This is a genomic window from Brevibacillus sp. NPDC058079 (assembly GCF_042885155.1).
Classification (GTDB): domain Bacteria; phylum Bacillota; class Bacilli; order Brevibacillales; family Brevibacillaceae; genus Brevibacillus.
Map to the genome: position 1 here is coordinate 131,982 of NZ_JBHVSO010000010.1, position 19,217 is coordinate 151,198.

Sequence of the window (19,217 nt, forward strand, 5' to 3'; positions counted from 1 at the left end):
ATGGTATGGCTGAGGGAGTAACTGTATTAGGTTACTCTCTCTTACTACAGTGAAAAAGCGAGGAAATGAATATGGAGCCGCATTTGATTGCAGTGGATTCATCTGTGAACTATATGAAAATGTGCAAAGGTGCAGAAGTTATTCAAAAAATCAAGCGGAACGAAGAAACAGGAAACCAAATCTTTTACACAGGAGATTGGTACGTAATTGATCATCCCAAAAGAGGTTTGTGTATCGATAATATTTCAGTAACTCAGGGATTTGTAACGATGAGAGATTCTAAACCTGTTATTTGGCTCCCCACTATGAGCCAGCTTAAAGAGCTTTTTGGGGCAGGCGGAGAAGCTATACTCATATTTATTGCGATTACAAATCACTGGCGTTCAGATGCACCATATCTCGTTCATATTGATCATTCATCGGCCGAACAATTGATGCTTGCTTGGCTTATGAGAAAGAAATACGGTAAAAAGTGGACGGGCAATGAATGGGTCAAAGACGTATCAAAAAACGTAGATGAAAAGAGAGGCGAGTCATATGTTGGATGAATCTATTGTCATGTGTGTAGTAGCTTATGGAGACGACAAACTTGAACAAGGCAAAATGTATAAGGTGCTCGCGCATCCGATTGATAAAAGTAAATGGTATATCGTTTCGGAGAATAATGAATGGTCACTCCATGATAAGTGGCGGTTTGAGCATACGATTAATCAATACGCTGTTTGTGAAGAACACTATGGATTATTTCAACTACCTATTCTTGAGATTGGAAAGGTAGATTATACAGTCATCTTGCCAACTGGATTTGTCAGTAAAGTATCTATGGAGTCTTGTCGAGTAGAGAGCTACACTTATGCACAAAAGATTAATTGTGGAGATCTACGATTTCATTAAGCTGTTCTAAAAAGGAGAGATTGATATGAATGACATGGACTTGCAAAAATGGGCTGTAGAGAATGAACCATCCGAAGAGATGATTTATTATGGGGGTTATTGGAATCAAATCCTTTTTATTCGTGATCGATTAACTTATCTATTCTTTGGTTCGATTGTGAACGTGATTGGCACTCACGTTTCAAAATCGGTTCAGTTGCCAGTGGTTCAGTTTGATGTCGCCTCACTTGGAATTTCTTTTGTCATTCGAGGGAATTTCTACGATTGGAAGGTTTCTGTTGAATCTGAACGCCCGATTGAATGTGAGTTTTATGACTTATTCAACAAAGATGCTACATGGTCACATCATTATTGTGAGGGTTTCCCTTTGGATCGAATCTATAACTCTATCCTGGTAGACAATCGTAGATTTACGATAGAGCTAAGTGATGAGTTTGCAATGCATACCTTTTTCTGGTTAATTTCCAACCATTTATGAGATACCAAAGCAAAGGAAGTGGCATAATGCCGAAGGTTGTCATTAAGGAATATGACACGAATGTGGTAGTCAAAGAAATTTCTTGCGATTCCCAAAGGGAAGCTGAGAAAGTTGAGAACGGCGTTAATCGAAATTTAAACCATGATCAGTTTTACACAGATATTGAAGAGTAAACAAGTAATCACTCATCAAAGAACTACAACAAAATGAATATTCGAAAACGAGTAGTTGCATATCAGTAAAGAACCTCATAAGTCATTTTATGAGGTTCTTGTTTAGATAACTGTATGTTATTAAAGCAAATAGTGGAGGGGATACCATCGTGTTGTATCTAAACACTGAACGAGAAAGAGAAGCTGAACTTTTACTGGAACAAGAACTTTTCCTCGATAGAACAGGAATGCAATATGCGATACAAGTAGCAAACGCTGTAGAAGAGGAATTGAAAAAAGGTTATTGTCTTACAGAGGTGTGGGATAATAAATGGAAAGAGGCAGCCATTCCATGGGGCGCAAATTGGGGAGGAACTATTTATCATCTTCTTATCAAGTTTTGGTTCCATGGGGAAAGTCTTCGTACCTATTTAAAGGAAAAAGCTCCTGTTACATCGAGCGCAATTGGAATTTAGCGGATAAGTGACGAAGTTATGATTGAATTGTCACGGTTTCTGATACATGAGATAATATCTGGGAGATAACTTGATATGGATAATCCCTTTTTTAAAAATGCAAACGCAAAGGAGATCCAATTATGTCAGTTCATGATTTGAAATCATATCGGAACAAGAAAATAACGAAAGCCAATGTACTTTCACCTATATTCTCAAAAGCAATCATTGAGAAGATTATCTCAAAATGTACAAATGGACAAGATGCGGTTATAATTTCCCTACTTTTCTTTGAGGGAGCGTATGGAGAGGATGCAACAGAACTTCGTAATCTCAAAATGAGTGATGTTAATTATTCTAAAAATGAAATTACGCTCACAAACGAACGAGATGAGAAGAGAACGGTGAATGTATCCAATCAATCACTTGCGTTGATTAAGCGAGCCTTAGAAGAAACAGAATATATCAAAAGAAATGGCATCCCAAATGAAAGAGGGATGGAAAAAACAGCACTAATCTCCACAGACTATGTAATCAGACCTGCAAAAACCAAAGTTTCCGTAGCAGGCCCAGTAAATAGTCATATTATTTATGGACGATTGATGATGCTTGGAGATCCAGACATTCTCAACATTCCTCATTTGAAAATTCAAAACTTGAGACAGAGTGGGATGTTGCACATGGCAAGAGAAATTTATGAAAGAGATGGTGATTTTTCGACCAAAGAACAGATCGAGGAAATATGTAAAAAATTCAATGTGAAGAAGCGGAATAGTCAAGATGAAATGGAGTACGATTGGGAGTCTCTTGCACATTTGAAAACGATGGTGAAGACGTACAGACTCTAATGTAATAGAGATGTCACGAAAACTTCATTGGAAATCCAATGGAGTTTTTTATTTATGGATGACACAAATGTTATTTGTAGAAAAAAAGCATAAGATATAAAGTTTTATACAAAATAGGCGATGTTAAAATATCAAGATTTATGGGAGGCGATAACATGTATCACTCAATCAAATTGATTGCTGTAGATGGTTTTCAGATCTTTAGATGTAAGACAATCTTGGAACACGAGTCCGTGAAGTTGTTAGAAGAAGGAAGGAATCAAATCAAATTTTCCATTAGTTATGGTCTTAGTTCAAACGTAGAGAAGTCATTAAATGAAAATCAGCAGATATTCGATGAAGCTGAATCGATTTATCTTCTGTTTAGTGACGATGATATCACATATCAGGCGTTGCTTATATATGGAGTCAAGTACGCCAAAATAGATAGTCATTCATATGTATTTGAAGCGTATATTGTAGAGGCTCAAACCCCACATGTGTTACAAAAGATTGATTATCTTGTTCGTAAAGAGGAGAAGAAAAAAGAACGTGAGGCGTTAGAAAGACTCATGCAACAGGTAAAGGATGATCTTTGTCGTGAATAATAATAATAAATAATTGATAGAAGATATATGTATCGAGATACAAGGAAGGAGTGTAGCTCGTGGATGTTGTAAAAGGATATCTGGTGAAAGATTCAGATGGCACAACTACCTTTATATCGGATGAAGAGATATCTTCAAATCAAGGAGTGGGAATATCCTCTATAGAGAAAAGATTGATTCAAAATTGGTTTTCTCTTACCCAAAAGCATATACAAGTAGAGAAAAAGCCTTTTCCACTTTTAAAAACGTTCTTTACTTCTGGTATGACTGTATTAGCCTTATCGATCTTTACGATGCTCATTCATGATCACGGATGGTTATATGGAATCATGAGTAGTGCATTAATTATAGTGGTTAGTTGTTTAATCTATTGGTTGTTTAGCTATTTGACCACAATTGATTAGCAGTTAACGATGGACGAAATACCTGAAGAAAATATCGACAAATAATGAAGTAGATATTGTCCTTATTGTGGGGAGGATCTTCCAGAGGATACGAATCTACAATCCATAGAAAATTATGTGAAAAAGCATGGCATTTGTCCTCACAGGGATGACCAAAATCTTTTTTCAGAGTGGTTGACAAGAAGTGAAAAAGGAGTGAAATTTAATATGGAACAATTATCACAATTGGATAAATCCATTATCATTGCAACAAAAGCGCATAGCGGTGATGTAGACAAAGGTGGTAAACATTACATTTTTCATGCCATGCGTGTTGCGATGAATGTAGATAAAGTAAGAAAATACCCAGTTTTTCACAATGTAAGTGACGAAGTAGTTGAGAAGGTTTATTGCGTATGTTTTCTTCATGACACCATTGAAGATACAAAAAATAAACCGAATCCTATTACATTCGATGTTCTTCGTGCAGAAGGTATTGACGAAGAAATCATCGAAGGTGTGGATGGTATGACAAGGAGAGAGGACGAAACATATCGAGCATTCATCGAGAGATCCATGTTAAACATCCTATCTCGAATGGGAAAAGCATGCGATTTGCTTGATAATATGGACGAAAGCCGCTTATTACATTGTTCGATTGAAGAACAGGCAATGGCGAAGGAGCGTATTAAAAAACGATACAAGCCATCTTTAAAACGAGTCCTGGGAGAAGACGATCAAACCTTGATTGATTTGGTTACACATTTTAAAGATGAGTCAACCTATTCCACGATTTCACGGGATCAGATTCATTCATTTGTGGAGTGCTATAAGGAGAATACGCTTGAATTGACGACGACTCAAGCCAAAGCTATTCATATGGCGTTACAAAGTAACATAAGTGTTCTCGCTGGTTTTGCGGGTTCTGGTGTTACGGAAACATTAATAGCAATGATTCAATGTTTGAATGATAGTAAAGTAGATGCGAAAATTTATGTTTTTTCAGGAACAGAGAAAAATCGGTTAGTATTGACCCGTCGGTTGAACATGGGAGTTAAAAATGTTCACCATATTAAGGATGAGGTACTTACAGGAGATTTACTTGTCATTCATGAGCCAGAAGTAATGGATCGCTCAATGCTAATCCGTCTACTTCAAAAAGCTCAAAACATCAAAATTCTTTTCGTTACTGACTTTCAACAGCTGCCAAGAAAAGACGCTGTGAATCTCCAAGACTTAGTGACTCAAACATCGATCCCGGTTACAATTTTAAAAGAAAAATTAAAGTAAGTTGATAGTTTTTGCAGCTCGTCTCGTACATTGAGACGAGCTTTTTTATTTTTTACTTAGCATTGACAATAGACAACGCGTTAATTAACATGAAACTATAGGCAATGAAATAGAGTGAATACTATAGTTATAAAGGAGCCAATAAGCATGATCGAGAGTCTACGAATTATGCATGACTGGATAAGCAATCTAAGTGGAATAGAGGTTTGTCTTATTATTTGGACTTTTATTAGTTTTTTGTTCGTAGGGGTTGTTGCAGAAGAAAAAGAGAAAAAGTCAGCAGAAATTATGTTTACGCTTCCGAAACAAGTAAGGATCTATCACCTGATTCTTTGGCTTTTTTACCTGCCAAGAATGATTATTACGATATTGTTGGTTTTCATATGGAAATTTATTCTCATACCCTTGTTTAAAGTAATTGTGATGATCGGGAAAATTACCATTTGGAATAGAAAGACAGAGTAGGTTTTAAAAGGAGGATTAGAATGATCATAATGATTGTTGTAGCAATTATCGTATTTATAGCATGTATAAATAATTATGAAAACTTCGAAAAACAATTTCAAAATGTGTTCGTATTTCTGGTTCTATCTTTTATTATTGGATTCATTGTTTCTGCGCTTCTCATGATACCGATGAAATTCTTTGATTACAAAGAAGAGGTAAAAGGAGTTTATGAAATCAAATCAATTAATTCGAGTGCAAATTTCTATTTTATTGAAACAGATGGTAAAGGTATGTTCAAAGTAAGCAAGGACTCCGCCGAATTGAAAATAGGCGGGGACAAACATACCCTTACGGTTTTAGAGAATGTACCAAAGTCAGAAGTAATAAAGTGTCTATTAGAATTAAAAATACTATACTCTCCTTATTATGCAAAATATATCATTTCTACAAAATGACTACGTATTGAAAAGAGGTGGAAAAATGATACCAATGCTAATCATAGCTACAATCATTTTTAGAACTTGTTTGAAAAATAAAGAAGCATTTAAGGCAGAGTACCAGTCTATTGGTATATTTTTGATATTATCAGTTGTCGGGGGAGTCATGACTTCTGTTCTTCTTATGTTGCCAATGGCATCTATAGATTATAAAGAGAAAACAATAGAAATTTACGAAATCAAATCAATGATCACAAACTCAGATGCCTACATCATAGAAACAACGAATGCCGAGACGTTGAAGATTAACAAAGATTTGGTTGAGTTGAAAATCGCTATGGGCATGAACAAGCATATCTTGATTAAATCAGAAAGAGAACCAGAATTAGTGTTTCTTCAAAAACTAATTGATTATTATATAATCTTTTACCCTGGTAATATGAAATACAAGTATATCCTTACTACAACGTAATGAATTTCATAGTAGAAGATGAACAAAGCTCGTAAAACACGAGCTTTTATTTTTTGAAAAACGCATAGAATATAGTGTTTCGAAGGCAAAAGGGTAAATTTTATATTTTATTTTTAGGAGGATTTTATCATGGGAGCAGATCCAATTGCGCTGTGTGGTAACTGTAGGGAAGTGAAGTCAATATTCAATCTGAATGCCTGTGTGTATTGTATCAATGATTACTTTGCTACAAATATTGATGAGAAAAGTGGTCGAGTCATTACGGGAGAAAATCTTGCATATTCACCAGATAAAAAAGATTTTATTCCAGGATGCTTAATTGATAAACCGTGTGAGGAACTGGAGAGAATTGCAAAATGCGTTCGCAATGGTCATCGTCTACTGGTTGACCCTTGCCGTTAATACAAATGGGAGAGGAATGATCCACATGTTTCGTTTTAGAGTCAACAAAACTGTAATCATAAATGGGAAAGAAGTAGCGTTTGATTTCGTACCAGGGGATCATGTCAGAGTGAAATATGGTAGATGTCAAGAACACCGTAATATCGTAGGTGTGATTAAGAAAATTGAAGGTGTGGTTGCTACCATTCGTTGGCAAGGGAATGTTGTCAGAGGATCTGAGTGGACAGTCGATGCACTTGAATATGTAAAGAAAATGTGCCTTTTTTGTGATGGTACTGGTGGAGATGGAGTAGACATCGAAGACTATTGCCCTTGTCCTCAATGCGGTGGGATTGGATATGAAAATTGTAACTCTCAATTTGGAGTGAGTGCATGATATGACGCCAAATAGCATTGTTGAAGCGGAAAATAAGATTCGATTCAATTCTATTGAAACAGGAATCATTTTCAATGTAAAAGAAAAAAACTGTGGGAAAAAGAAGGCACCAAAGACTGTATTCATGTCAATGATGCCATTCAAAAAGGGTTGCTAAGAGGTACAATCTTTACTCACAACCATCCCAAAGGTACTTCGTTCAGCTTGGATGATTACAAAGTATGTATGGCACATGGATTACTTGAGATGCGAGCCGTTGATAATCAATACACGTACTCGTTGTCTTTTGAACACTCAAACGACCTGCTAACATTCAATGAACTCTGCTATCTCTATCTTGAAGTCGATAAAGAGCTGGAGAAAGAATGCAGAATGCGGTTGGAAGAAAATATTGATGATCCACTCTATGAAGACTACGCACATGAATTGTTCAAAAGACTTGCAGGACACATAGGTGGATTACAGTACAACCGCACGCCATGTAAATAGAGGGGATGAAGAAGATGATAGAAAGGACGAAAAGTCAAACAGACATTGCGGATATTTTGCGGATGGTAATGAGGCTCTATCGTTATATCCTGGAGATAGGGTTAGAGGAACAAGAGCGCCTCCTTCTTAAAAAAATCTCGGAGGTATCTAAGAATATAGAAGCATTTCAGGACATCTATGAGGCTTGCCAAGGCGTTCTCATTGAGTTTCCGACAGGGCTTCCAGGTGACTGCACCTTAATAGAGGAAGCTTCAAAACGGATGACAGTTCAATCGAGGGCGATTATGCCGAAACATCCGTTTGAAAAAGACATGCTTGTGTATGGTTGGATGGATAGAACAATCGAGGAGCTGTTTTCAAAGATTGATCGCACACACTTGAATCAAAACGAGCTGATTATCCTGAAAAATCTACAAATTGGAGTTCACAAAAGGCTCGTTGATAATCCTAATTTTAAAGGTAAAGAGCCTTACTATAAAAGGTGCTATAATGAATTTGTAAAAGCAAAGGTACTGTGGTTGGATCTTTTGGATAAGGATTTTCAGTCAACAATTGATTTTTTCGAAGATGAGGAGTGAACAACATGCCTAACTTTGAAATGGATTATGATGGCAGTGAATGTGGATGCCAATGGGTATGTTTTTGTCATTTAAAAGATGATCGAGGAAACATCGTTTTTCCTGAAAAAAGGGAAGTAACGGAGGAAGAAGAACGTGCAAGAAGGGAATTTAACCGCAGAGAAGAAATACGGTTATTTCATAAGTATCGGCACTTACTTCCATCTGATTTCCGACCTTAATTAAGTTAAAAACGAAACTATATTGCTTTTATGACTTAGTAAGGTACATCACGAGAGTTAGTAAGGAGGGTTCTAACGTGTTTTCAAAAGAAGGCAGAAAAGATCTGGTTGAATTTATTAAGTTGTACGTCAAGATTTACGAGTCTCAAACAAACACTAAGCCAGATTTTGAAAAAATAAAAGAAGTTTTTAAAGTGAGTGGGATCAAAGTGTCAGATTCGACAATTGTACGTGTTTTAAATGGTGAATAAACAAATTGTGATTTTTATTAAGAGGGTTGTTAATATGATATCGATTGAAAATGTCAATGACCTCAAAAATAGAGCAGTTAGTTCTGGCTGGCATTGTGAGAGTTATGAAAATGATTCCGAGTGTGGGAAACCTGCGTTGCCTGTTGGGTTTTATGGATTTACGGAATTTTATCCACCATATTTATGTCCAGAATGTGCATTACGAGAATCAAATAAGGTTTGACTTAATTAATGTGTTTTTGTATTGAGACAACGTTCTTGTGGTTGCGCCAAAGCAACAATAATAGAAAACGCATTAGGAAGAAATCTAAACAGGGAGAGTTGAACATGAGTACAATCCAAAAGCTCAGGGACAATGGATTCTCCTATATAATTGAGGTAGTAGATACATCAATACTGCATCCAAACATTGAATGTGAGGGAGAACTATTTTTAGGAGAGCTGAATGGAAAGCAAACGCTCATGATGGTCAAAGAGCGGGACATGGACAATTCCGATGGTGAAGAGTGGCAGTAGCCTTTCCAACCAAGACATGCGTCTATTATCTTGAGAAAGAAGAGGATGAGACTTTTACTTGGTGTTGGTACACAGATTTATAAAGTGAAAAGTCGTCAGATACAGGTTAAAGCTCGTTATAAAACGAGCTTTTCTTATTGCCAACGGAATGTGCTATGATAGAAGAAAGAAATAGTAAGAGGGGAAATTTATGTTAAAAAGAATTGGTACGAGAGTAGAAATGAACGAAATTCTGGATCAAGAATTAGAGATACTTCGCTCTACGAGCTTGTACATGGATGGGCGTTCAGGTCATCCAGTTCGTCTGTATTTTACGGATGACTCTTCTACAAAAATCGATGTGCGGTTTTATTGTGTGTTTACAACAAAGCCTCATTTTTTTCTTCTGGTTGGTAATCCTGATAACGATCTCTATACTCTATATACATGGGAAGTAAACATTAACCATGAAGAGATTATACAGGTAGTATATCAATCCGTACTTGCAAGTTATCCAAAGTTAATAGGTGAGTACAAACTATCTATTGTCACAACAATCTGCAAAGTGTGTTATGAAGAATTTAGTAAATTTGATGCTCAGGTACAAGAAGAAATTCAGGAGGATTGTTTCACGGTTACGGTTATTCAAGATCCACATTTGCTTTTACAAGATGAGGAGTATATTGAGGAAGTCTGCAAAAGAAGTCGTTAGTAACGTTCATGAATTGAATACTCAAAGGGAAACGAGTCCGTCATGTAGGCGGACTTTTTCTTTTTATGTATTTTTCGATTTGATCAAAACATATCGCACGAATCATTCTTTGTATTTTGATTTTATCTGCATAACATAAAAGATTCTAAAGGACAAAAGGGTGATCTCAAAATCAACATTTTGGAGGGATAAGATATGAATAGGGCGAATGATCAGAAGAAACGAGGTTACATCAAAAGAGCAATGAGAATCCTACTATTCACTTGTCTTCTTGCGGGAGCGATGGTTTATGGGCAAGCTGGTGGAGAGCAAGAAATGAAAGGCTCCACACGAATCAGTGGAATGTCTGAAAACCCAAAGACTCCCTTGATGTATGAGACATCTATAAGAAGTTTGGCTGAATATCAGCCATCAGAACACCTGCTTCCAATAAAAAAAGCAGATGTAAAACAAGTGGTAGTCGCCGCCTCTATTGAGAAACCCATACAGACAGAATGGGAAAAGATAAATAGGCAAGCGACTGTAAAAAAAGAAGCAAAACCAGGGGTGAGCAGTTCAAAAGATTTGAAAACAACAAACGGTTTTGTGTATAATCCAAATATTCCAATGCCTAAAAAGCATCAAGAATACCTGTATAAGCTTTGCCAGGAACGAGGATTGAACTACAAAATAGCTTTAGCAGTCATCAAGCATGAGAGTGGATTTGATCCAAATGAAATTAGTGAGACCGATGATTATGGATATTTTCAGGTTAACATCATCAATCACGAAGATTTAGCAAGTCAACTGAATACACCCAACAAACCTTTAGATCCTATCATTAATCTCAATTGGGGGACATCGAAGCTTTCCTACTTATATAGCTACTGGAAAGAACGCGGAGTAAGCGGTGATCAATTAGACACTTACGTTTGGAGTTCTTATAACCGTGGAATTAAAGGATTTAAAGATAACGGAGTAGCTGTAAAGTACGTGAAAAGTGTACGAACATCTTTGGATGAGATCCAAACCATTTTATAAAAATGAATAAACGTTGCTCAATAGAAAGAGGGGATCATTCTCCTTCTTTTTTATTGAATAGCGTGCTTGTTATCGGATTGTGTGTTTGTTTTGTTCGTTACGTTTGAGAATCCACGAAACATATTCCAGGCTTTCTGTGTAATCTTCCTCATCTTCTACCACGAATTCGCTACAGCCATTTGCAATAAAACACCATTCATCTACAACTTTCAAAAAAGGGCAAACGACAGGTTTCACTTCTTGAGGTAATGGTAGTTCATGATACCAGATTACTGATAGATCTTTACACTTGATAGAGATATCATTTGATTTGTAAGTGGATAAGATGTTCCCATCTTTTGTAATCCAAGCTGCAAAATGGGACGCATCTAATAATTCAGCATGCGAAGAGTATAGATTTGCCCAAGTGTATTTTGTGCCGATGATAGCAACGGTTAAATCATAGGATTCTTGAGGAGACAAATTCTTCTCACTAAGAATACGATAAAGACGATCAAAGCAAGCTTCATAATTGGGAAAGGAAATTCCTATGGTTGGGCAATAAGCATCAAAGGATTGATTTACAACTACAATTTGATGACCATTTCTTTGGGCAATATCAATGAGTTTTAGAAGTCTTTTTTTCTGTAAATCATTCACACTTTCACATCTCCCTGTAATGAATATAGGTAGTATTACCAAGTATAGGGAAAATATAAGTGCGAGAAGAAAACCAACTCTGTTTCCTATTAAACTTCGTTGTAACAATGGGCGTTTGTTGGACGAGAAGTCAGATAATAAAGAATTTTTATAAGTGATTTACGGTTGGAAGCTCCTATGATATGATGAAATTTCACTTGAAATTTGTAGTGCAACTTCTCAATGGAAAGAGGGATGCGTCGATTTGTTGTGGAGAACCGTATGGAACAAATTGAAGGTTTGGTTTCGAGATTGGTATGACAAAAAGATCTCAATGCTTCTAATTTGGACTGGTTGTACATTTCTCTTGGGGTTTTCAGCTCCATGGTGGCTGAGTCCCATTCTTCCAATTATGAATGAAGCATTAAATTTTAACATCGCGATACCAGATGATACAGTTGAGGTAATTCCCTTAGTTCTTAAAGGGATTTTTAGTTTTGGTTTAATCGCAATCGGAATTTGGTATCGGTTTCGAATTAAAACGAAATCCAAAAAAATGCTACAGATCCGACATTCATCTGTTGAAGTTGTAAATTTCAACGATATTCACGCCGACTTAGATGATTACGAAGTCGTCCCCATTACTATTAACCTACATCAAGACCTCGCTAAGATTGACCACTTTCAATTAAAAATGGCATGGAAGAATCAAGAACATGCTGTCTCAGAACTCCTTGTACATATCCACGACCCTTCAACGAAAGAAGTTGCCTACATGGGAATGGCTCACATTCCATTCCAGTTTCTATTGGGCTATCAGCTTGCAGATAAGTCGAGTATCGATTTTTATGAGTGGAATCGAAATGAACTCGCCTGGAAGCCAGTCATAGAAAAGAACCACCAATACCCTGAATTGGTATTGCTCAAAGACGAAAGCAAACAATCCGCTCCCGATGTGGAAGAAATAATCATAAAGGTGGGCATCACCTTTGAGATCTTTGACTCACAATTAGAGGGACTTGGCATTGATCATCTGAACTCCTATTACTTCAAGCTTGAACCTCCGCGTGTGGATGCCATTACCTGTGTCCAGCAACTGAATCAGTATAAACACCAATTTAGAACGTTACTTACGGACGTTCATCATCGGTATCGAGGTCTAAAGAAAGTGCATATCTTCTTTTCTGCGCAACCATCGGTAGCATTCAAATTCGGTAGCACCATTTCTCCAAGAATGGATTCCAATAAGGAATTTTGGATATACAACTATGTTGGTTCTTCTCAGATTAAATATCCTTGGGCATTGAAACTCTCAAAAGAAATGAAAGATGAAGCAATCAAGATTGTGTAAGGGGAGATAGGCAATGGGGATGTATGATCTGAGTAGCATGTTCCACAATTTTTACAAAAAGGAAGTTGTTCTTCCGAGAACTGAAAAAACGAAGCTCTTTGAGAAAAAGGATCTAAACTTGAAACGCTTAAAAGATGGCTTAGCGGAATATAACACGGAAAAAGGAACCGATTATAAGGTTGCAGAATCTATTGTACAAGGTAGTGTTGCAATGGCAACTGTAATCAAAAATGAAGAAAATGATTATGACATTGATGTGGCTGTTGTGTTTGAGAAAGACAAAATTCCTGATGGAACACAATCTGTCAAAAACTTTGTGGTTGAGGCATTAAAGAAAAAATGCACAACGTTTAAAGTGGCTCCACACGCAAAGACAAACTGTGTGAGAATCGTTTATGCTGATGGGTATCATATCGATTTCGCAATTTATCGCCGTTTTAAAGATGACGAGGGGAATTATCAGTATGAACATTGTGGTAGTCAATGGAGAAAACGTGATCCGAAAGCAATTACTGCCTGGTTTATCAAAGAAAACAAAGATAAGAACTACCAACTTCGTGAACTCGTTCGGCTACTAAAGATGTTTTCAAGATCAAGGGATCACTGGGAAATGCCTGGTGGTCTTGTTCAGAGCGTCTTGACAAACGAAAAATATGCTGACTCCTACAGTCGTATTGACGAGCGGTTCTATCATACACTTTTAGCGATTAAAGATAGGTTGGCAGAAAACATGGATGTTGTGAATCCCACGGATTCTTCGCAAACGCTACGACTGATTCAAAAAGATGATGTGCGCATTAACAACTTGTACAATCGGTTGGTGACCTACTTAGCGAAACTGGACATTCTTTTCGAATCATCATGCACGAAAGAACAGGCTTTGGAAGCATGGCATTCCTTTTTCAATCATGATTTTTGGAGTGAAGAGGGAGCACAGGAGACTGTTTCAAAATCCATGTCTCTTGCTTACTTGTCGGAGAGTGAAGATGATCAAGTTTATAAAGAGACGGAAGAATTTATTGAGTATCTCTATCCAATCGATTTAAAATATGACGTAAGACTGGATTGCACCGTTACTCAGGATGGGTGGAGGCCCGCTTTCTTACGCGCCTTGCTTCGAAATAATGAGCGTTTAAAGCCGAATAAGAAGCTGGACTTTAGTGCTACAACCAACGTTCCCTATCCGTACGAGGTGTATTGGAAAGTGAAAAACAAGGGTGTCGTGGCAAAACAAAAGGATCAAATACGAGGTCAAGTGATTCGAACAAACTCTCTCGCTCATACAGAGCACACCAGATTTAAAGGCGAGCACTTTGTTGAATGCTACATCGTTAAGAATGGAGTATGTGTTGCAAGAGATAAGATCGAAGTTCCTATCACAAATTAAATACTGCATAACCTCAACTACAAATTAAGCTCTCTTATAAAGAGAGCTTTTTTCTTTGTAAAAAATAATTTACATCAAGAGTTTCGTGTGTTAAAATGGTGATTATAGTCAATAAATAAGAAGGTGTTTCCTGTGAAATGTGATAGCTGCGATTCCACGCAAAATGATAATGTCTATCCAATTAATACGGTGAAGAATTGCAATCCTTATTTCAATATGAGTGAAGAAAAGAGAATGGAGTATATTTGCAGCTCCTGTATTCGAGTGTATACGGTTATACCAGGAATGAACCATTTTGGATACACTAAATTCCGAGTCGAAATGGACTGGTACTTTCCTAAAGAACAGGATGTATTTATCATGGGAGAAGCCTATGTAGAGCCATTTGGTAAGAATGGTTATATCGTGAAGCTGACTCAAGGAATTGGAAATCATCTTCATGAAATGAATTGGATGTTTCAATTGCTGGTAAAAGGTGAAACGGTAACTGGGGATCAAGCAAAGAAATATCGAGATTTAGCGTTGGAAATTGTTGACATATACAAAAAGCGGATATTCTGATTATTGCGTTTAAATTTGAAAAACAGCAGGGTCAGAACTTTTTTAAATCTATCTGTGAGAAAGAAAGGAAGATTACATTGAATTGTGAAAACGAAGCTTTAGATTTAGTGAAAAAGCTGTTCGTTAATAATGACGAGTATGATTTTAAAAATGAAAAAGATGCCAATCAATTTGCCAAAGAACTATTATCGTGTCTTGAAAATACGTATAGTTCAGAAGGATATCATCATAAATACAAAACGTTAGAAGCATTCATGTATACTCATCACGCAGATAGCGTAGCTTATTGGCTGTTCGAAGAAAAGTATTGCTAACGGGAGACGTTTTAATATAAAAATCCGAATAACTGACATTAAAGTTGGTAAATATCACGATCTTTTGGTTTGATACATCAAGAAAGATCTCTCGCCCGTATAATCATGAGAAGGAATGAGGTGTAAAATGGATGGATCCGATAAAAACTCTTGCCGAATGGATTAGGCAAGCTAAGAAAATCAATGTCCTAAGTGGAGCGGGGATTAGTACAGAATCAGGCATACCTGACTTTCGTTCTTCAACGGGTGTTTGGACGTATGACTTATCAAGACAGCAACTAATGTCGCTTTCCTACTTCAATCGTCAGAGAGAAAAGTTTTGGGTAGCCTATAAAGATATCTTCCACATTAAACTCGCTGGAGATTTTCAACCGAACTACGGGCACGAATTTCTTTTCGAATTAGAGAAGCAGGGGAAGAATATCAGCATCTTTACGCAAAATGTAGATGGACTTCATCAAGCTTCTGGAAGTACGAGGGTTTATGAAGTTCATGGTAGTATGCGGTTAGCGTATTGTACCAACTGTGGCGAAGAGTATGATTTGGAGTATATCAGAAGAGAAGAGGTTCCTGTTTGCAGAAAGGTGGAAGTAAAAGAGAATGTATGTAACCACTACATCCCTCTCTCTGGACATCCTTTTAACTTTGTGAATTGTACTGAGTGCGGAACACGCCACGATCTACACCATGCATCAACAGAGGGAATTAGATGTAAAGGGAAGAAGAAACGAGAAGTGAAGTGTCATCACATTTTGAAACCTGATGTCGTTCTTTTCGGAGATTCCATTCGTTATTACCAGGAGGCTAAACGTAGCGCCGTGCAAGCTGACTTGCTATTAGTTCTTGGATCATCCCTTCAGGTCGGCCCGATTAATGAGATTCCTATGTTTTATCCGCAATACAAAAACAGTGTTATCATCAATAATCATTCAACGGATTTGGATAGTTTTTTCAAATTGGTCATTAACGAATCCATAAGTGATACATTTCGTCAAGTATCTGACTTGCTTGAGATAAACCTATCAACATGATTGCTGATTGGGGGCGGAACAAATGCGGACAGTTGAGGAAATGGTAAACCGAGTCAAGGATGAAAATGAACAAGTCTCTAAGGGGGTCAAGCCTAACTACGTGGTGTTTAGTGAGCAAATTGGATATCCCTGTGTGACAAAAGAAGTTTCTGAATTCTGGTATTGGTATATGAAAGAGAATGGTGTAGAAACACAAATCGCTGATGTAAGCCAATACAATTGGGACGAAAATCCTGCAAATTTTAGACATCACAATACCGCTACAGAAGAAGGGAAATTCCGCTTGTTTCAAGCTTTAAATCCAAATCAAGTAGCGGATAACCGTTTGAAGGGTGAGAAGATGGAACATGAAAATTAAAATTGATTTGGAATGTGAATGCGGGAATAGATTATCCTTTCCCTTGAAAAGAACAACGAATAAATTGGAAAGTGGCAAAGTATATGAGGATTTTTCTTCTATTACTAACAGCATCAGTGAAAATCAGTCTTTTTCGGCTGATCAAAACCAGCCTGATACCGTAACTCTTTCTTGTAAAAGATGCGGAATAACTCACAATTTGTCCATTTGATAAGAACTTGTCACTTGCTGATTGAAAGTAATTCACCTATAAACACGGAGGTTGTTATGAATTGTTACGAAGCAGAGAGAATGATCAAAACATTTGATTTACTGGTTGCAGTTGATTCTGAGTTTCATTTGACTCGAAATCGAGTATATGTAGCCAGGAGTACAGGAATTGGAAATCTCGTGACTGTAGTGAATGACAAGGGGATTGAAGAAACTTACTCCACCGAGTATTTTCAGTTTTATCTTGGCGAGCCGATTGGGTTTTGACTAACAAGCGTAGGATTATAGTTCTATTGAGGAAGGGAGGGAAAACATGAAGGCATTAATTTTAGCTGACTTGCAATGGATTGAATATGAACAGTGGAGTACGTTTTTATCTAAATCAATCGAGAAGACTCCCTCTTCGATAAGGGGGAGATGAATCGTCATCTTTTTGTACATAAGAGGCGAACGTATGTGCTATAATCGCCAAAAGGAGGTGATCGTTTCATGCTGACCCACAAAGCCTTTCGCTTTCGTATTTACCCTACGCAAAAGCAGATGTCCCTGATCCAGAAAACCATCGGATGCTCTCGTTTTGTCTTTAACCACTTCCTGAATAAATGGAATCATACGTACCAAGAGACAGGGAAAGGGCTAACCTACAACACTTGTGCCACGGAGCTTCCTGCCCTAAAGAACAGCTTCGCATGGCTCAAAGAAGTAGACAGCATTGCCTTACAATCCGCTGTTCGACATGTAGCGGATGCCTTTACACGCTTTTACCAGAAACAAAATGAAAAACCTCGTTTTAAAAGCAAGCGAAATCCTGTGCAAAGCTACACAACCAAATTCACGAACGGCAATATTGCTATTGATGGCAACCGCTTGAAACTCCCAAAGTTGGGGTGGATGCGTTTTGCCAAGTCCAGAGAAGTCGAAGGGCGTATCCTTTCGTCTACGATTCGTAAGAATCCAAGTGGAAAAACCTTTGTTTCCATCCTTTGTGAAGTAGATGTTCAGCCCCTCTCGGAAACGGATACCGTCATCGGTGTGGACTTAGGTATCAAATCGTTTGCCGTTTGCAGTAATGGAGAAGTCATTTCCAATCCGAAACATCTGCGCACCTATGAGAAGCATCTGGCTTTTTGGCAACGGCGTCTATCTCGCCGTACAAAAGGCGGTTCAAACTACCAAAAAGCGAAACAAAAAGTTTCCCGTATTCACGAAAAGATCGCGAACTGTCGACAAGACTTTTTACACAAACTCTCGACCAAGTGGATTCGTGAAAATCAAACGATCTGCCTGGAAGACTTACAAATCACCAACTTGATCAAGAATCATAAGCTGGCAAAGTCTATCGCCGAAGTGAGTTGGGCAACGCTGCGCACCATGCTGACCTACAAAGCCGCTTGGTATGGGCGTACGATCAGTGTTGTGTCGAAAAATTATCCATCCAGCCAGCTTTGTCATGTCTGTGGAACGCGTAATCCCGCAGTCAAAAATCTTAACCTACGGGAATGGACATGCCCAGATTGCGGCACCCAGCATGATCGTGATGACAATGCCAGTAGGAATATCAAGCAAGAAGGACTGCGATTGTTGGCAATGTCCAACTAAACTGCGGGAACCGTAGGGATCGCTTGCTAAGAAAGAGAAGGTTGCTTCTCTGTTCGCAAGAATCCCCCACCGCTACAGGTGGTGGGAGTGTTCAACAAGGATTTGTTGGTCTGACTGATTATATGGAACGTTGTCATCCACGAGTTCTGTTTCATGGACATCACCATATTAATTCAATCGATTACCATAATAAGACCAAGCTCGTTGGGGTTTTCGGTGGAATTATTTGTGATTTTGAATTGATGGAAATTGAACACGTCTTGAAATTAACGATGTAATTAAAAACATAGAGAAAAGAGGAGAAATCAAATGACACAAGTAGAAAAAAGCAAAACGCAAATTCAACTGGAAGCAGATATGAAAGAGGCAATGAAAGCAAAAGCGAAAGAATCCTTAGCGACGATTCGATTGATTCTTGACCGACTACAAAAGAAAGCGAAAGAAAAGCTTGTAGACTTTGTTAGCGACGAAGAAGCGGTAAGCGTCATTCAAACCGTTAAAAAGCAAGTACAAGAGGAAATCGAAGGATTTCAGAAGGCGGGGAAGATTGAGAAAGTTGTTGAGCTTCAAGCGAGCTTAGAGTTGATTGCAAAATATCTCCCAGCTCAAATGAGCAAAGAAGAGATTCAAGAAATCGTTAGGGGTATCGTAGAAAAACTTGGTGTGAATGCTAACATGGGGACTGTCATGAAGGAAATCATGCCAATGGTTAAAGGCAAAGCTGATAATAAGCTTGTAAATGTAGTCGTAACAGAAGCATTAAAATAAAAATGAATGCCCACCCTAAGAAGTGGGCTTTTC

The 19,217-nt window shown here is 37.7% G+C and carries 31 protein-coding genes; 30 read left to right on the forward strand and 1 reads right to left on the reverse strand.

Going from position 1 to position 19,217, the window contains the following annotated elements:
• Positions 1 to 71: 71 nt before the first annotated feature.
• The 21 genes from ACFVS2_RS25905 to ACFVS2_RS26005 all read left to right on the forward strand — a co-directional run bounded on the left by ACFVS2_RS25905 (position 72) and on the right by ACFVS2_RS26005 (position 10,987).
• Positions 72 to 548, forward strand: a complete 477-nt coding sequence (locus tag ACFVS2_RS25905) for a hypothetical protein (protein WP_390239203.1) — start codon at positions 72 to 74, stop codon at positions 546 to 548.
• A 10-nt stretch (positions 549 to 558) separates the two neighbouring features.
• On the forward strand, positions 559 to 894 hold the full coding sequence (locus ACFVS2_RS25910; RefSeq protein ID WP_390239206.1) for a hypothetical protein: 336 nt from the start codon (positions 559 to 561) through the stop codon (positions 892 to 894).
• A gap of 25 nt (positions 895 to 919) precedes the next feature.
• Positions 920 to 1,372, forward strand: coding sequence for a hypothetical protein (locus tag ACFVS2_RS25915; RefSeq protein ID WP_390239208.1), 453 nt, complete (start codon positions 920 to 922; stop codon positions 1,370 to 1,372).
• Between the two features lie 26 nt (positions 1,373 to 1,398).
• Complete coding sequence (locus tag ACFVS2_RS25920; RefSeq protein WP_390239210.1) at positions 1,399 to 1,545, forward strand: hypothetical protein; 147 nt, start codon at positions 1,399 to 1,401, stop codon at positions 1,543 to 1,545.
• Positions 1,546 to 1,694: 149 nt separating this feature from the next.
• Positions 1,695 to 2,000 carry a hypothetical protein gene (locus tag ACFVS2_RS25925; protein ID WP_390239213.1) on the forward strand — a complete coding sequence of 102 codons (306 nt, stop codon included), beginning with the start codon at positions 1,695 to 1,697 and terminating at the stop codon, positions 1,998 to 2,000.
• Between the two features lie 122 nt (positions 2,001 to 2,122).
• Complete coding sequence (locus ACFVS2_RS25930; protein WP_390239216.1) at positions 2,123 to 2,827, forward strand: phage lytic cycle repressor MrpR family protein; 705 nt, start codon at positions 2,123 to 2,125, stop codon at positions 2,825 to 2,827.
• A 155-nt stretch (positions 2,828 to 2,982) separates the two neighbouring features.
• Complete coding sequence (locus tag ACFVS2_RS25935; RefSeq protein WP_390239219.1) at positions 2,983 to 3,414, forward strand: hypothetical protein; 432 nt, start codon at positions 2,983 to 2,985, stop codon at positions 3,412 to 3,414.
• A 59-nt stretch (positions 3,415 to 3,473) separates the two neighbouring features.
• Positions 3,474 to 3,818 (forward strand): hypothetical protein, encoded by a 345-nt coding sequence (locus ACFVS2_RS25940; protein ID WP_390239221.1) that lies wholly within the window; start codon positions 3,474 to 3,476, stop codon positions 3,816 to 3,818.
• Positions 3,819 to 4,025: 207 nt separating this feature from the next.
• Entirely contained in the window at positions 4,026 to 5,087 is a 1,062-nt protein-coding gene (locus ACFVS2_RS25945; RefSeq protein WP_390239224.1) for an AAA family ATPase, read from the forward strand.
• Positions 5,088 to 5,234: 147 nt separating this feature from the next.
• Positions 5,235 to 5,552, forward strand: a complete 318-nt coding sequence (locus ACFVS2_RS25950) for a hypothetical protein (RefSeq protein WP_390239225.1) — start codon at positions 5,235 to 5,237, stop codon at positions 5,550 to 5,552.
• Between the two features lie 20 nt (positions 5,553 to 5,572).
• Entirely contained in the window at positions 5,573 to 5,989 is a 417-nt protein-coding gene (locus ACFVS2_RS25955) for a hypothetical protein (protein ID WP_390239227.1), read from the forward strand.
• 25 nt (positions 5,990 to 6,014) lie between these two features.
• Positions 6,015 to 6,443: a hypothetical protein gene (locus ACFVS2_RS25960; protein ID WP_390239229.1), complete on the forward strand. Its 429-nt coding sequence runs from the start codon at positions 6,015 to 6,017 to the stop codon at positions 6,441 to 6,443.
• Between the two features lie 129 nt (positions 6,444 to 6,572).
• Complete coding sequence (locus ACFVS2_RS25965; protein ID WP_390239231.1) at positions 6,573 to 6,845, forward strand: hypothetical protein; 273 nt, start codon at positions 6,573 to 6,575, stop codon at positions 6,843 to 6,845.
• Between the two features lie 25 nt (positions 6,846 to 6,870).
• Positions 6,871 to 7,221, forward strand: coding sequence for a KOW domain-containing RNA-binding protein (locus ACFVS2_RS25970; protein WP_390239233.1), 351 nt, complete (start codon positions 6,871 to 6,873; stop codon positions 7,219 to 7,221).
• 246 nt (positions 7,222 to 7,467) lie between these two features.
• On the forward strand, positions 7,468 to 7,710 hold the full coding sequence (locus tag ACFVS2_RS25975) for a hypothetical protein (protein WP_390239236.1): 243 nt from the start codon (positions 7,468 to 7,470) through the stop codon (positions 7,708 to 7,710).
• A gap of 62 nt (positions 7,711 to 7,772) precedes the next feature.
• The gene (locus ACFVS2_RS25980; protein WP_390239237.1) at positions 7,773 to 8,288 is read left to right on the forward strand and encodes a hypothetical protein; all 516 of its coding nucleotides are present in this window, start codon (positions 7,773 to 7,775) and stop codon (positions 8,286 to 8,288) included.
• Positions 8,289 to 8,293: 5 nt separating this feature from the next.
• Positions 8,294 to 8,509, forward strand: a complete 216-nt coding sequence (locus ACFVS2_RS25985) for a hypothetical protein (protein ID WP_390239240.1) — start codon at positions 8,294 to 8,296, stop codon at positions 8,507 to 8,509.
• 77 nt (positions 8,510 to 8,586) lie between these two features.
• Positions 8,587 to 8,760, forward strand: a complete 174-nt coding sequence (locus ACFVS2_RS25990; protein WP_390239243.1) for a hypothetical protein — start codon at positions 8,587 to 8,589, stop codon at positions 8,758 to 8,760.
• 327 nt (positions 8,761 to 9,087) lie between these two features.
• Positions 9,088 to 9,276, forward strand: coding sequence for a hypothetical protein (locus ACFVS2_RS25995; protein WP_390239246.1), 189 nt, complete (start codon positions 9,088 to 9,090; stop codon positions 9,274 to 9,276).
• A 190-nt stretch (positions 9,277 to 9,466) separates the two neighbouring features.
• Entirely contained in the window at positions 9,467 to 9,967 is a 501-nt protein-coding gene (locus ACFVS2_RS26000) for a hypothetical protein (RefSeq protein WP_390239249.1), read from the forward strand.
• A gap of 195 nt (positions 9,968 to 10,162) precedes the next feature.
• Positions 10,163 to 10,987 (forward strand): transglycosylase SLT domain-containing protein, encoded by an 825-nt coding sequence (locus tag ACFVS2_RS26005; RefSeq protein WP_390239252.1) that lies wholly within the window; start codon positions 10,163 to 10,165, stop codon positions 10,985 to 10,987.
• Between the two features lie 69 nt (positions 10,988 to 11,056).
• Here the strand turns inward: ACFVS2_RS26005 and ACFVS2_RS26010 are convergent, their stop codons facing one another.
• Positions 11,057 to 11,626 (reverse strand): hypothetical protein, encoded by a 570-nt coding sequence (locus ACFVS2_RS26010; protein WP_390239254.1) that lies wholly within the window; start codon positions 11,624 to 11,626, stop codon positions 11,057 to 11,059.
• A gap of 247 nt (positions 11,627 to 11,873) precedes the next feature.
• Here ACFVS2_RS26010 and ACFVS2_RS26015 point away from each other — a divergent pair, with 247 nt between their 5' ends.
• The 9 genes from ACFVS2_RS26015 (at position 11,874) to ACFVS2_RS26055 (ending at position 19,184) form a co-directional block, all read left to right on the forward strand.
• The gene (locus ACFVS2_RS26015) at positions 11,874 to 12,956 is read left to right on the forward strand and encodes an SAVED domain-containing protein (RefSeq protein ID WP_390239257.1); all 1,083 of its coding nucleotides are present in this window, start codon (positions 11,874 to 11,876) and stop codon (positions 12,954 to 12,956) included.
• A 13-nt stretch (positions 12,957 to 12,969) separates the two neighbouring features.
• A complete protein-coding gene (locus tag ACFVS2_RS26020) occupies positions 12,970 to 14,343 on the forward strand; it encodes a nucleotide-binding domain-containing protein (protein WP_390239260.1) in 1,374 nt (457 codons plus the stop codon).
• A 360-nt stretch (positions 14,344 to 14,703) separates the two neighbouring features.
• A complete protein-coding gene (locus ACFVS2_RS26025; RefSeq protein WP_390239262.1) occupies positions 14,704 to 14,904 on the forward strand; it encodes a hypothetical protein in 201 nt (66 codons plus the stop codon).
• Positions 14,905 to 14,981: 77 nt separating this feature from the next.
• Complete coding sequence (locus ACFVS2_RS26030; protein WP_390239265.1) at positions 14,982 to 15,218, forward strand: hypothetical protein; 237 nt, start codon at positions 14,982 to 14,984, stop codon at positions 15,216 to 15,218.
• 131 nt (positions 15,219 to 15,349) lie between these two features.
• Complete coding sequence (locus ACFVS2_RS26035; RefSeq protein WP_390239268.1) at positions 15,350 to 16,249, forward strand: SIR2 family NAD-dependent protein deacylase; 900 nt, start codon at positions 15,350 to 15,352, stop codon at positions 16,247 to 16,249.
• A gap of 22 nt (positions 16,250 to 16,271) precedes the next feature.
• Complete coding sequence (locus ACFVS2_RS26040) at positions 16,272 to 16,607, forward strand: hypothetical protein (RefSeq protein ID WP_390239271.1); 336 nt, start codon at positions 16,272 to 16,274, stop codon at positions 16,605 to 16,607.
• Between the two features lie 267 nt (positions 16,608 to 16,874).
• Complete coding sequence (locus ACFVS2_RS26045; protein WP_390239274.1) at positions 16,875 to 17,084, forward strand: hypothetical protein; 210 nt, start codon at positions 16,875 to 16,877, stop codon at positions 17,082 to 17,084.
• A gap of 222 nt (positions 17,085 to 17,306) precedes the next feature.
• Complete coding sequence (tnpB, locus tag ACFVS2_RS26050; RefSeq protein WP_390239277.1) at positions 17,307 to 18,416, forward strand: IS200/IS605 family element RNA-guided endonuclease TnpB; 1,110 nt, start codon at positions 17,307 to 17,309, stop codon at positions 18,414 to 18,416.
• A gap of 309 nt (positions 18,417 to 18,725) precedes the next feature.
• A complete protein-coding gene (locus ACFVS2_RS26055; RefSeq protein ID WP_390239279.1) occupies positions 18,726 to 19,184 on the forward strand; it encodes a GatB/YqeY domain-containing protein in 459 nt (152 codons plus the stop codon).
• The last annotated feature ends 33 nt before the right edge of the window (positions 19,185 to 19,217 follow it).